Origin of the sequence: Cephaloticoccus capnophilus, assembly GCF_001580045.1 — a bacterium.
GTDB lineage: Bacteria > Verrucomicrobiota > Verrucomicrobiia > Opitutales > Opitutaceae > Cephaloticoccus > Cephaloticoccus capnophilus.
The window spans coordinates 71698-83814 of record NZ_LSZP01000062.1; the positions used below are offsets into that span (position 1 = coordinate 71698).

The 12117-nt window shown below is 62.4% G+C and carries 12 protein-coding genes; 7 read left to right on the plus strand and 5 right to left on the minus strand.

Features of this window, described 5'->3' with window-relative positions:
- The first annotated feature begins 9 nt into the window (after nucleotides 1-9).
- The 3 genes from AXK12_RS08210 (at nucleotide 10) to AXK12_RS08220 (ending at nucleotide 3196) form a co-directional block, all read left to right on the plus strand.
- Entirely contained in the window at nucleotides 10-327 is a 318-nt protein-coding gene (locus AXK12_RS08210; protein WP_068713298.1) for a hypothetical protein, read from the plus strand.
- Between the two features lie 161 nt (nucleotides 328-488).
- Nucleotides 489-2180, plus strand: coding sequence for a peptide chain release factor 3 (locus tag AXK12_RS08215; RefSeq protein ID WP_082782756.1), 1692 nt, complete (start codon nucleotides 489-491; stop codon nucleotides 2178-2180).
- Complete coding sequence (locus AXK12_RS08220; RefSeq protein ID WP_082782757.1) at nucleotides 2177-3196, plus strand: D-alanyl-D-alanine carboxypeptidase family protein; 1020 nt, start codon at nucleotides 2177-2179, stop codon at nucleotides 3194-3196. The genes AXK12_RS08215 and AXK12_RS08220 overlap by 4 nt, the downstream gene beginning before the upstream one ends.
- A 365-nt stretch (nucleotides 3197-3561) precedes the next feature.
- On the opposite strand, the gene AXK12_RS08225 is transcribed toward AXK12_RS08220, so the two are convergent.
- The 5 genes from AXK12_RS08225 to AXK12_RS08245 form a co-directional block, all read right to left on the minus strand.
- Complete coding sequence (locus tag AXK12_RS08225) at nucleotides 3562-4287, minus strand: hypothetical protein (RefSeq protein WP_068713301.1); 726 nt, start codon at nucleotides 4285-4287, stop codon at nucleotides 3562-3564.
- Between the two features lie 42 nt (nucleotides 4288-4329).
- The gene (gene fabF, locus AXK12_RS08230) at nucleotides 4330-5634 is read right to left on the minus strand and encodes a beta-ketoacyl-ACP synthase II (protein WP_082782758.1); all 1305 of its coding nucleotides are present in this window, start codon (nucleotides 5632-5634) and stop codon (nucleotides 4330-4332) included.
- A gap of 196 nt (nucleotides 5635-5830) precedes the next feature.
- Entirely contained in the window at nucleotides 5831-6091 is a 261-nt protein-coding gene (locus AXK12_RS08235; protein ID WP_068713305.1) for an acyl carrier protein, read from the minus strand.
- A 29-nt stretch (nucleotides 6092-6120) separates the two neighbouring features.
- The gene (gene fabG, locus AXK12_RS08240; protein ID WP_068713307.1) at nucleotides 6121-6873 is read right to left on the minus strand and encodes a 3-oxoacyl-[acyl-carrier-protein] reductase; all 753 of its coding nucleotides are present in this window, start codon (nucleotides 6871-6873) and stop codon (nucleotides 6121-6123) included.
- 161 nt (nucleotides 6874-7034) lie between these two features.
- Nucleotides 7035-8204 (minus strand): sulfite reductase subunit alpha, encoded by a 1170-nt coding sequence (locus AXK12_RS08245; RefSeq protein WP_068713309.1) that lies wholly within the window; start codon nucleotides 8202-8204, stop codon nucleotides 7035-7037.
- Between the two features lie 241 nt (nucleotides 8205-8445).
- Between AXK12_RS08245 and AXK12_RS08250 the strand changes: the two genes are divergently transcribed.
- The 4 genes from AXK12_RS08250 to proC all read left to right on the plus strand — a co-directional run bounded on the left by AXK12_RS08250 (nucleotide 8446) and on the right by proC (nucleotide 12107).
- Nucleotides 8446-9315 carry a pseudouridine synthase gene (locus AXK12_RS08250; RefSeq protein ID WP_231863609.1) on the plus strand — a complete coding sequence of 290 codons (870 nt, stop codon included), beginning with the start codon at nucleotides 8446-8448 and terminating at the stop codon, nucleotides 9313-9315.
- Nucleotides 9308-10264 (plus strand): RodZ family helix-turn-helix domain-containing protein, encoded by a 957-nt coding sequence (locus AXK12_RS08255; RefSeq protein ID WP_068713311.1) that lies wholly within the window; start codon nucleotides 9308-9310, stop codon nucleotides 10262-10264. Before AXK12_RS08250 ends, AXK12_RS08255 begins: the two co-directional genes overlap by 8 nt.
- Before the next feature lie 91 nt (nucleotides 10265-10355).
- On the plus strand, nucleotides 10356-11300 hold the full coding sequence (gene folD, locus AXK12_RS08260; RefSeq protein ID WP_068713313.1) for a bifunctional methylenetetrahydrofolate dehydrogenase/methenyltetrahydrofolate cyclohydrolase FolD: 945 nt from the start codon (nucleotides 10356-10358) through the stop codon (nucleotides 11298-11300).
- Nucleotides 11301-11303: 3 nt separating this feature from the next.
- Nucleotides 11304-12107 carry a pyrroline-5-carboxylate reductase gene (proC, locus tag AXK12_RS08265; protein WP_068713316.1) on the plus strand — a complete coding sequence of 268 codons (804 nt, stop codon included), beginning with the start codon at nucleotides 11304-11306 and terminating at the stop codon, nucleotides 12105-12107.
- The last annotated feature ends 10 nt before the right edge of the window (nucleotides 12108-12117 follow it).

Below are 12117 nucleotides of genomic sequence, written 5' to 3' on the forward strand. Positions count from 1 at the left end.
TCTGTTTTCATGAGCACACCCGCCAACGCGTCGTCTGGCCCACTTCGGGCGACTTGGATCTGCCTCGCGCTCGGATGGGTGTTTTTCCTACTGCCGATTCCGGGACTCAGCATTTCAGGAGGCATCGCCCTGTGCTTTGTGGCTTTCATCCTCTCCATTGTCGTCTTGGCCCAAGGAAACATCTCGGGAGGCCTAATCACGCTGCTGCTGACGATCGTCGCCTCGCCTATCGTCTACGCCATCGGCTGGGGCATTTTTGCCCTCCTTGTCCAAAAAGGCATGATGGATCTCCACGGCCAAGACTACGGTCTGACGCCCCCGCGCTAAGCAGCAGGCAGCAAGCAAACATAAGCGCTTGCGTGTGCACCGCGCACCGCAGCGAAGGCTGAGCCCTTCGGCAGCGAGAAAATAGGCAGCTAAGCGGCCTTCGCCGAAGTCCGCCCTTTTCGCCGCTAGGCTTTTGTGCTGGATATGGCGGTTTTCCTAAAATGTCGCCTGCTCAGCAAATCGCCCGCCGCCGCACTCTTGCCATCATCTCCCACCCCGACGCAGGCAAGACCACGCTCACCGAAAAATTCCTCCTCTACGGCGGCGCGATTCACCTCGCAGGCTCGGTCAAAGACCGGAAAGCCGCGCGCGCCACAACCTCCGACTGGATGGAAATCGAGAAGCAACGCGGCATCTCCATCTCCTCGACCGTCCTGCAATTCGACTACGAGGGTCACGCCGTCAACCTGCTCGACACCCCCGGGCACAAAGACTTCTCGGAAGACACCTACCGCGTGCTAACCGCCGTCGATGCCGCACTCATGGTCATCGATGCGGCCAAAGGCGTCGAAGTGCAGACGCGCAAACTCTTCGAAGTGTGCCGCCGTCGCGGAGTCCCCATTTTTACGCTCATCAACAAATGCGACCGGCCTACCCGTGATCCACTAGAGCTGCTCGACGAGTTGGAAACCGTGCTCGGCATCCAGGCCTCGCCCATAAACTGGCCACTCGGTAACGGCCCGAGCTTTCGCGGAGTCTTCGACCGACTCAGTTCGCAAGTGCACCTCTTCGAGCGCATGGCGGGCGGCGGCGCGTACAAAGCACCGGTCAAGGTCGCCTCAATCGGCGACGCCGCGCTACGGGCCCAACTCGACGAACTCAGCCTCGCCGCCGCGACCGAACAGCTCGCGATGCTCGACGGCGCGGGCCACGCCTTCGACCTCGCGGCCGTGCACGCCGGAGCGCAAAGCCCCATCTACTTCGGCTCGGCGATTAACAACTTCGGAATCGAGCTCCTGTTGCGCGGCTTTTTACGCGACTCCGTGCCCCCCGCACCGCGCCACTCCATCAGCCGCATGGCGCCCGGACTGCCTGCGCCGACGACTGCCCGCGAAGTGCCCGTCGCACACGATAAGTTCTCCGGCTTTGTTTTCAAAATCCAGGCCAACATGGACCCCAAGCACCGCGATCGCATCGCCTTTGTCCGCGTGTGCTCGGGCCGCTTCACTCGCGACATGACGGTCACCCACCAACGCACGGGAAAAAGCGTCCGCCTCTCCTCGTCGCACAAACTCTTCGGTCAAGAGCGTGAAACCGTCGATGAAGCCTGGCCGGGCGACATTGTCGGCCTCGTTGGCCACAGCGAGTTCGGCATCGGCGACACGCTCACCGAGGACCGCTCGATTTTTTACGACGAGATCCCGCGCTTTCCGAGCGAGGTCTTTGCCTACCTCTCCAGCACGAGTCCCGCCGAAGCCAAAAAATACCGCACCGGCCTCGCCCAACTCCTCCAAGAAGGCGTCGTGCAGTCCTTTCAGGTCCGCAACGCGCCAAGCGATACCACGCTCATCGCCGCCGTTGGCACGCTCCAATTCGAGGTCGTGCAACACCGGCTGCGCGCCGAATACAAGGCCGACTCTCGACTCAGCCCCGCCCCGTGGACGCTGCTGCGCTGGATAGAGCCGCACCCGCGCCTCGCCGACCTAAGCTCAATCGTCGTCGCAAGCGGCGTAAGCTTTGGTCACGACAAATTCGAACAACCGGTCGTCCTCTTCCCCAACGACTGGTCACTCAACTACTTCGTCGAGAAAAACCCCGAGCTACGGCTTCACACGTTGCCCCTCGAGCAAGTCGCCCAAAGCGGCTCCGGCCAATCCGCTCAATCCGGTGCCAACGCCGCGAACGCCGTATGATGGCTTTCCCGACCTGGCTTCAACCTTTCCTCTCCCGCTTGTCCCGACTCGTTTGCGGCAGCTTAATCCTCGCTGCGACTGCGATCATCTCCGCGCCACTCGCTTACGCCGCAGATGCGGCAAAGCCCAAGTCGCTCCCGCAAGCCGCCGCCACTACTCCGCCTTACAAAGCCGCAATCATTATCGATGCCGCAAGCGGGGCTGTCCTTTTCGACCACGACGCAGACCGCATCGCGCCGCTCGCGAGCGTGACGAAGCTCATGACCTTCCTGCTCGTCCACGACGCGATTGAGCGCGGCCAACTCCAGCTCGACAGCCCCATCCGCATCACCGCGGCTAGTGCGCGCATCGGCGGCACCCAAGTCTGGTTGCGCGAAGGCGAAGTCTTCCCTGTCGAAGAACTGCTCTACGCCCTCATGCTCCACTCCGCCAACGACTGCGCCCACGCGCTGGCACTCGCAGTCGGCGGCTCCATCGAAGCGTTTAGCGAAATGATGAATACCCGCGCCGCCGAGCTCGGTCTTACCCTGACCCGCTTTCACAATCCCCACGGACTCCCGCCCTCCGGAGGGACCAAGAGCAACATCGCCGACGGAAACCTTAGCACCGCGCGAAACATCGCCACGCTTTCGCGCTACCTCGTCACCCATACCGACATTCTTAAATACAGCTCCACTCAACAGCGCCGCTTCCGTGCCAATGACCCGCAGCGGCGCGTCGACATGCGCAACCACAACCACCTCTTAGGAAAAGTCGCCGGAGTGGATGGGCTAAAAACCGGCTACACCCGCTCCGCAGGGTTTTGCCTCGCGGCGACCGCCGCGCGCAGCAGCCAGCGCATCATCGCCGTCATCCTAGGCGCCCCGGCCTCGAAAACGCGCGATCTCGCAATGGTCGAACTCCTCGAACGCGGCTTTGCCGCCCTCGCCGACGGGGCCGCCCTGCGCGCACAAGCCGCCAAAACTGCCCACGACGCCGAAGGCCATATCCAGTTCACCATTCCTGCACCGCATTAACGCTTTTTTCCCACTGCGCGTGGGGCGCAGCCGCAGGCTGTTTTATTTGGCGGCGGGCTCGTCGGCCCGCCGTCCATCGCTGCACCCATTCACAGAGCCGCTTGGTTGCTGTGCATTCGCACAGCAACCAAGCGGCTCTGTGAAAAGGACCCCAAACTTGGAGACGGGAGCTTACTGGTGATTTCTCCCTCCTCGCCCAAACGGGTTATCACTCTACTTCCCTCCCCCTGTCGCAACGCGACAGGGGGAATGCTTTCAAATTTGGGAATTGGTTTTGTCGCGAAGCGACGAGGCCAATTCCCAAATTGAACGGGTGCAGCGACACGCTGCCGCTCCACGCGCAGTGGACGCTCAGGTCACGGACCTTAATGGCCGTGAGGGAAGAAGAGCAGGAGGACGCCCAGGAGCATAAAGATGGCACCGAGCAGGCCCGATTCGCGTTGTTCGAAGTAGCGCAGTCGCAGCCGTTCGAAACCGACCAAGGTCAGCCAGGTAAACAGCAGCATCCCCGCCAAGGTCGCCACCGCCAGAATCGCGCTTAGCAGCACGAAGCCCAGCCAGCCAAAGGGCACTGCCGAGAGATACACCGGCAGGAAGACCTCGCAGGGAGAGAGCGTCAGCATAAGGAAAAGCCCGCCGATTGCCGCCCAGTCGCCTTTATCGGCACCGAGTCGGCTTTCGCGCAACTCCTGCTCCCAGTGGCTCGGCTCGTCTTCGTGCTCGTGGCCGCAGTGCTCCGTTTTCGCGTGGCGACTGCCGGGCGCAGCGTGGTGGCAAACGCCTTTTCCGCGCAATTGCCGCCACACAAAATACGCGCCGATCGCAATCATCACCCCGCCAATCAAGGGCCCGAAAACGTGCTCTAACTCGTGGTCGAGTTGAAACCCAAACCACGCAATCAAGAGCCCGATCAACGTCGTCAGCGCGATGTGCCCCATGCCCGCCAAAAGCACGACGCCGAGGGTCTTCGTCGTCTGCCAACCTCGTGCTCGCGAGACTAGGACAAAGGGCAGCCAATGCGTGGGAATCGCCGCGTGTAAAAACGCCACCGTGAAGCCCGTTATCGTAATCGTCGTGAGGAGTGAATTCATTCGCTTCGCAGCCTAGCAAACACGTCAAACGGGCTCCCTCGCTTATACCGCTTTGAAGACCAGCGCGGCGTTTTGGCCGCCGAAGCCGAGGTTGTTACTTAAAACGGCGCGCACCGTTTTCGCCCGCGCGGTGTGCGGCACGTAGTCGAGGTCGCAATCCGGCAAGTCCGGTTCGTCCAAATTAATCGTCGGGGCAATCGTGCCGGTTTGGATCGTTTTGACCGAGATGACCGACTCAATCCCGCCCGCTGCGCCGAGCAAGTGCCCCGTCATCGACTTGGTCGAGCTCACCGCGAGTTGCTGCGCATGTGCGCCAAAGAGCTTCTTAATCGCGAGCGTTTCGAACTTGTCGTTATACGGCGTCGAGGTGCCATGTGCGTTAATGTAGTCGATGTCGCTCGGCGCGAGTCCGGCCTTCTCGATCGCGCGGCTCATCGCGAGCAAGAGCCCGCGCCCTTCGGGGTCGGGCTGGGTAATGTGAAACGCGTCGCAGCTCGCCGCGTAGCCCGCGACCTCGCAGTAAATCCGCGCCCCACGAGCCTGCGCGTGCTCCAGCGATTCGAGAACGAGGATACCGGCGCCCTCGCCCATCACGAAGCCGTCGCGCGCCCGGTCAAAAGGCCGACTCGCCCGCGCGGGTTCGTCATTGTGCTCACTCATCGCCTTCATCGCGCAAAACGTCGCGTAGGCAAAAGGCGTAATCGCCGCCTCGCTCCCGCCCGCGATCATCACATCGGCATCGCCGCGCTGGATTGTGTGCATGGCTTCGCCGATGGCGTGCGAGCCAGTCGCGCAGGCCGATACGAGCCCAAAGTTGGGCCCTCGCACGCCATACTCGATCGCGACCATGCCCGAGCACATGTTGCCAATCAGTGAGGGGATCGTAAACGGCGAGACCCTACGCGGGCCACGCTCGGCCAGCACGGCGAGCTGCGATTCGTAGGTATACATGCCGCCGATACCCGAGCCGATCATCACGCCCACGCGGTCGCGGTCTTCACCATCCATCACGAGCCCCGAGTCGGCGACCGCCTGCTTCGCCGCCACGAAACCAAAGTGCGTGTAGCGGTCGTTTCGCCGCGCTTCCTTCGGGTCCATATGCTGGGCGGCGTCCCAGTCGAGCACTTCGGCACCGACTTGACTGGCAAAGGGCGAAGGGTCGAAACGCTGCACACGGCGCACGCCGGGCGTCCCCGCGACCAGTGCCGCCCAAAACTGCTCTGCATCGTGCCCGAGCGCGGTAATCGCCCCGAGTCCGGTAACGACTACTCGCCGACTCGGCTCGCGCACGACCGGCCTGCTGCCTCTCCCATCCTGCTGTTGTTGCCCTGTGGATTGAGTCTGCATGTCTGGTGTGTAAAAAGCGCAAAGGCTAGCCAAGCGAGCCACCGCTTGAGCAACGTTAATCGGCCGGCGATGTCGCCCCTCTCAAAAACAAAAGCACCCCGCCGGAAAAATTTCGCGGCGGGGTGCCTTGGAAATCGAGCAAACGAAAGGGAAGAACTTCGACGGGGCGAAGCGCGCCAATTAAAGCAGCGGCCGCTTACGCGCCGGCTTTAGCCTTAATGTAGTCGCTGACTTGGCCGACCGTTTGGAGCTTCTCAGCGTCCGCCTCGGGAATCTCGCCTTTGATCTCCTCGCGAAACTCCTCTTCAAAGGCCATGATGAGCTCGACGGTGTCGAGCGAGTCCGCGCCGAGATCGTCAAGGAAGGAAGCGGAGGGCGTCACTTGCTCTTCGTTCACATTGAGCTGCTTAACGATGATCTCCTTAACGCGTTGTTCGATGGTTTTATGGTCAGCCATAGGGGAATAAATTCTTGGGTTAGGACGCTTCACATCGCCATGCCACCGTCAACGGCAAAAACTTGCCCGGTGACATAGCTGGCTTCTTCAGAGGCGAGAAAAGCGACCGCGTGCGCAATGTCCGCCACTTCGCCGAAGCGCTTGAGCGGGACTGCTGAGAGGACTTTTTCGGCCACTTCTGGGTTGTTCACGAAGTCAGTCGTCATGTCCGTTTTGACAAAACCGGGGGCGACGACGTTGGCCGTGACGCCGCGCGAGGCAAATTCGCGCGCGAGTGTTTTGGTAAACCCGATCATGCCCGCCTTCGCCGCCGAATAGTTGGCCTGACCGGCGTTGCCGAGGATGCCGCTCACCGAGGCGATGTTGATGATCCGGCCCCAGCGCGTGCGCGTCATCGGGCGGCCAAGCTGCTTACACCAGTGGAAACAACTCGTCAGATTCGTCGCGAGGACGCTCTCCCAGTCCTCATCAGTCATCCGAAAAAGCAGCCCGTCGCGCGTGATGCCCGCGTTATTAACGAGAATGTCGATTGCGGGAAACTCGGCGAGGAGCGACTCCGCCGCAGCGGCGACCGCCGCCCCGTCTGCGACATCGACCGCGAGTGCTTTCGCACGCCCGCCCGCAGCGACAATTGCCTCCGCCGTCGCTCCGCAAGAGGCAGCCGACTTCGATACACAAATGACGTTGACGCCGTGCTTCGCCAACAACTCCGCGATCGCGCGACCAATGCCGCGCCCCGCCCCCGTCACGACCGCCGTGCGATTAGTAAAGGTGTAGCTCATAAAGGGAAAAGAATCAGGAGAGGTTAGAAGTGGAGGCAAAAAAGAAAGCTAAAGAAAAGCTAGCTTCGAGAAGCCAGCCCCGAGGCGAGCCGCCAACGCGCGGCAGCGCGGCTCGCAAAATAAACGCCCCGCGCGGCCACGTTTGAAACGGGAACAGGCCCTTAGTAGACGTCACGCTGGTAGCGTTTGTCCTTCTTTAGCTGCTTCACGTAATCGGCTGCCCCCGCCTCACCGAGACCACCTTGCTCGGCGATGATTTCGTGGAGTGCCTTATCGACATCCTTCGCCATCCGCTTCGCGTCGCCGCACACGTAGAAGTAGGCACCGCGCTCCAACCACGCCCAAAGCTCGGCCGCGCTCGCGCGCATCTTGTCCTGCACGTAAACTTTTTCAGCCTGGTCGCGTGACCAAGCGAGGTCGAGCCGCTGCACTTGGCCCTTCGCCACGTAGTCCGCCCACTCCTCCTCATAAAGGTAGTCGAGCGCGGCGTGTTGCTCGCCAAAGAAAATCCAGTTTTTCCCGCTCGCACCGAGCGCGACGCGGTCTTGCACAAACGAGCGAAACGGCGCGATGCCCGTCCCGGGGCCGACCATGATGCAGTCCGCGCTCGTATCGTCAGGCGGCGCAAAGTGTGAGTGCGACACGAAGACCGGCACCCGCTCCCCGAGCGGCACGCGGTCGGACAAATAACTCGTGCACACGCCCACGCGGTCGCGGCCATTGGTCGTGTAGCGCACCACGGCCACCGTCAGGTCTACCGACTTGGGGCTCACTCGCGGCGACGAAGCGATCGAGTAAAGCCGCGGCACCAGCCGCCGAAGCATCGACACAAACTCCTGCGGCTCGAACTTCGCACTCGGATACTCCGCCAAGAAATCCACGAAGGCGCGGTTATAGAGAAAGTCGTCGAGTTGCGGCTTCGCCTCTGGCGCGAGCAGCGCCTCTAGCTGCGCTTTCTGCGCGGCGTCGCTTACCTTAGCCGCAAAAATCTCCACCGTCTTCTTCGTCGGCCCCGCCAGCGCACAGTCGCGTGTGAGGGCTAGCCGCAGCGGCACCGGCTCCGTCGCGCGCATCGGCGTAACGAGCTCCTCGCCCGTTGCGCCCAGCCGCTCAATAATCTCCGCCACCTCGCAATCGCGATTGAGCCCATAAACCCCGAGCGAGTCGCCCGGCTTATAGACAAGCCCGCTGTCCTCCAAATCCACGACCATGTGCCGCGTCTCTTTGTCAGAACCCGGGCGGCTCAACATCCGGTTTTCGACTAAGCGAGCAAGAAACGGATGGTCTCTGTTGTAGGTAGGCGCGGGATGCGAAGAGGTCTCAATTGACATAATCGAACGCCGATGAAGCGGCTCACGCCCCGCCCGCGCAAGCCTTTGTTGTACACTAAACAACTAAAATAGCGCCGACACGCACACGGCCAACGAGCGGATTGTCCTGCGCGACCAAGCGCGGCCTCTGGCTCGCGGCTCGCCACTCACGTGTGCTGCGCACGCTCGCCGCTAGGCGGGGAAGAATGCCTTGCGTGAGTAGACTGTCGGCGACCTAAATGGCAGAGGCCACTGGCCTCACATGATTACTGACAAGCCCGTTCGCATTCAAAAACACCTTGCCGACATCGGCCTCTGCTCGCGCCGCGCCGCCGAAGAGCTCATCCGCCAAGGCGAAATCTGGGTAAACGCCCAACGCGCCACGCTCGGCCAAAAAATCCTCCCCGAGACCGACAAACTCACCGTGCGCGGCAAACCCATTCGCCCCAGCACCGCGCCCCAACCTCGCCTCACGCTGGCCGTACACAAGCCGCGCGGGCTCGTCTGCTCCAACGACGACCCGCACAACCCCGCGACCGTCTTCGACCTGCTCCCGCGCGAACTCGCCCAACACCGCTTCTTCTGTGCAGGCCGACTCGATAAAGACAGCGAGGGCCTCGTCATCCTCACCACCGACGGCACACTCGCCAACCGGCTGATGCACCCGTCGAACACCGTGGTCAAACGCTACCACGTCACGCTCAAGCAGCCCTACCCCGCCGCGCGACTCGGCCAACTGCTACGCGGCGTCACCCTCGAAGGCGAAAAGCTAAAAGTCGAATACGCCTCCCTCATCGCCCCCGGCGCGGCCAACGCCTCCGCCCAACTCGACGTCCACCTCCACCACGGGAAAAAGCGGGAAATCCGCCAACTCTTCCTCGCGCTGCGCTACGACGTGAAGCGACTCCGCCGCTACCAAATCGGCGCACTTCCGCTCAAAGGAATCCCATTGCGCGCCGGAAAAATCCTCTCTCATAAAGAAATCGCGCTCCTCTTCGAGACGCCCGAGCCTCAGCATCGCTCCCGACCCGCAGCGCGGCCCGCCGCGCGACCACGCCTCGCCGGAAAGGTCAAACGGACGGCGACTTCCAGAACATCGCGAACACCCAACACCAAACGGACTCATGGCTAACCTGCTCTCCCTCCTCACGCGCACTGCCCTCGCGTCGCTCTGCACCGCGCTGACTCTTAACTCATTTGCACAGACGACCGCTCGGCTCGCGCCCAACGAAAACGCCGCCGTCCTCCGCAGCCTCCCCGCAGGTAGCAAACTCACACCCGCGACTACGCCCACCGAGCTTCCTCCGGCTTGGGAAGCAATCACGCTAGACGGCCCCTTCACGCTCTACGTGCGCAATGGCGACATCGACAAGGGCCTCGCCATCAAACCCAGCTCCCCCCTTTACCTCGAGCCCGACAACGCCGCCGCAGTCGTCACTTACGCCGCAGTAGGCGACGCCATCAGCATCACCGGCTTGCGCGGACGCTGGACGCAAATCGAACTCCAAAAACCGCTCACCGCTTACGTCGCCCGCAGCGCAGCCGGTAATGCCGCAGCCACTACGAGCGATACTGCACCGACGATCTCCACACTGCCCGTGCCAATCCCCGCTCCGGAGGAAACCGCCTCCCCAACTGCCTCGACCAAAGATGCCACGGTAGAACTCCCCGAAGCCCTCCCCGCTGAAACCGAAACGCCCGAAACGCTCGCAGTCGTCGATTCCGAACCCATTGGGCAAACTGAGCCGCTCGCACAAGCGGCCAATCCGCCACGAGCAATCGACTCGGCGGCAACGACACCAAGCCAAATAAATCGCTCTGCGAGCGCGCCCCTCAACCGCTCCCAAATCCAAGGCAAACTCGTTTCCACGCGGAAACGCTTCGGCCCCCGCCGCCCCTACGATTGGCAGATCAACGCCAAATCTAACTTCCGCATCGCCTACCTCGATTTTTCGCAAATGCAGGGCACCGACCAACTCGCCCGCTATGAAGGCCGCGCAGTCGTCGTCTACGGCCTCGTTCGCCCTCTGGGTGACGACGGCCAATACGTCATGCTAGTCGAAAGCATCCGGCCCCAGTAAATCATCGCCTCTTCCACAGCCTAAACTCCAACGCAGGACCGCCGAGGCTAAGGCCCTAATCGCTAACGAGCCGCGCACCAAATCACTACAGATGTCATCCAAACTCATCGACGGAAACGAAATCGCCGCCGCCATAATCGCCGAACTCAAAGCCGAAGTCGCCACTCTGGCTAAGGCACAAGCAACCAGCAGCCGAGACGAGCCAGCGGCGAGCGGCCCGCATGATAAAAGAGCCCAGCACTTACCTACGCTCGCACTTGTCCGCGTCGGCGACGATCCGGCCTCCGTTTCTTACGTTCGCAAAAAGGAAAAGACCGCCGCCGAGATCGGCATTGCGAGCCGCGTCATCCTACCGCCCATCACCACCACGCAAGCCGAGCTCGAAGCCCTCATCGACGAGCTCAACGCGGACGACTCGGTTGACGGCATCCTCGTTCAGTCGCCGCTGCCCGCGCCGCTCGACGAATTGCGGATCTTTCGCCGCATCGCCCCCGAGAAAGACGTCGACGGGCTCGGCACGATGAACCTCGGCAAGGTCGCACAAGACGATGACACCGGCTTCGTTTCCTGCACGCCCGCTGGCATCATGGCTCTGCTCGCACGCAGCGGCGTAGACCTGCGCGGCAAGCACGTAGTCGTCGTCGGGCGAAGCCTCCTCGTTGGCAAACCCGTCGCCCTCCTTGCGTTGCAAAAAAAGGCCGGAGCCAACGGCACCGTAACCATTTGCCACTCCGGCACCGCCGACCTGCCCGCCCTCACACGCCAAGCCGATGTGCTGATTGCCGCGATTGGCCGCCCTGAGTTTATCACGCGCGATATGGTAAAACCCGGCGCAGTTGTCATCGACGTCGGCATAAACCGCGTCGAAGACCCCACGCGAAAAACCGGTTATCGCCTCACCGGAGACGTCGCCTTTGCGCAAGTCGCCGAAATCGCCTCGCTCATCACGCCCGTCCCCGGCGGCGTCGGCCCCATGACTGTCGCCATGCTCATGAGTAACACCTTGAAAGCCTACCGGCAGCGCATAGCCGGTTAAGGCATGAGTGTTATCGCATTTCTGGGCGCAGGGAACATGGCCGCCGCGATGGTCGGCGGCCTCTTAAAAAACGGACACGCGCACGCCGCGCTCCGCTGCTATACCGAGAGCGGCCAAAGCGCCCGCGCACTCTCTGCCCTGACCGGCATCACCCGCGCCGAGTCTATCCCCGCCTTACTCGCCGGTGCCGACCTGCTCGTCGTCGCCTTTAAGCCGCAGCACCTCGCCACGCGCGACGCCGCACTCGTCGAGGCAAGCTCCGGAAAACTCATCGTCTCGGTGATGGTCGGAAAAACCCTCGCGCAACTCCAAAGCGCCTTCCCCCACGCACGCGCTTGGGTTCGTGCCATGCCCAACACTCCGGGGAAAATCGGTGCGGGCGTCACCGGCTGGTGCGCACACACGACGCTAGCCGACGCTGACCGCGCCCTCGTCGACTCGCTGCTCTCGCCGCTCGGGCTCGCCCTCGAAGTCACCGAAGCGCAAATCAACGACATCGCCGCCATCAGCGGCAGCGGCCCCGCCTATTTCTTCGAGTTCGCCGCCGCGTTAAGTGCCGCTGCGCAGCAAATCGGTTTCGAGCCCGAAGTCGCAAAACGGCTCGTCACGCAAACCCTCCTCGGCTCCGCCCAACTCCTCGCCCAAAGCGGCGCGGCCCCCGAAACCCTTCGCAACCAAGTCACCTCGCCCAACGGCACGACCCTTGCCGGACTCCGTAAAATGGAAGAAGCCCGCCTCCGCGAAACCGTCCTGGCCACCGTCCGCGCCGCCCAAGCCCGCGGCCTCGAAATCGCCCGCGAAAGCTAAGCGCTCCACC

Coding starts and splice junctions, on each gene's coding strand:
- AXK12_RS08210 (WP_068713298.1), top strand. CDS start 10: ATGAGCACACCCGCCAACGCGTCGTCTGGCCCACTTCGGGCGACTTGG.
- AXK12_RS08215 (WP_082782756.1), top strand. CDS start 489: ATGTCGCCTGCTCAGCAAATCGCCCGCCGCCGCACTCTTGCCATCATC.
- AXK12_RS08220 (WP_082782757.1), top strand. CDS start 2,177: ATGATGGCTTTCCCGACCTGGCTTCAACCTTTCCTCTCCCGCTTGTCC.
- AXK12_RS08225 (WP_068713301.1), bottom strand. CDS start 4,287: ATGAATTCACTCCTCACGACGATTACGATAACGGGCTTCACGGTGGCG.
- fabF (WP_082782758.1), bottom strand. CDS start 5,634: ATGCAGACTCAATCCACAGGGCAACAACAGCAGGATGGGAGAGGCAGC.
- AXK12_RS08235 (WP_068713305.1), bottom strand. CDS start 6,091: ATGGCTGACCATAAAACCATCGAACAACGCGTTAAGGAGATCATCGTT.
- fabG (WP_068713307.1), bottom strand. CDS start 6,873: ATGAGCTACACCTTTACTAATCGCACGGCGGTCGTGACGGGGGCGGGG.
- AXK12_RS08245 (WP_068713309.1), bottom strand. CDS start 8,204: ATGTCAATTGAGACCTCTTCGCATCCCGCGCCTACCTACAACAGAGAC.
- AXK12_RS08250 (WP_231863609.1), top strand. CDS start 8,446: ATGATTACTGACAAGCCCGTTCGCATTCAAAAACACCTTGCCGACATC.
- AXK12_RS08255 (WP_068713311.1), top strand. CDS start 9,308: ATGGCTAACCTGCTCTCCCTCCTCACGCGCACTGCCCTCGCGTCGCTC.
- folD (WP_068713313.1), top strand. CDS start 10,356: ATGTCATCCAAACTCATCGACGGAAACGAAATCGCCGCCGCCATAATC.
- proC (WP_068713316.1), top strand. CDS start 11,304: ATGAGTGTTATCGCATTTCTGGGCGCAGGGAACATGGCCGCCGCGATG.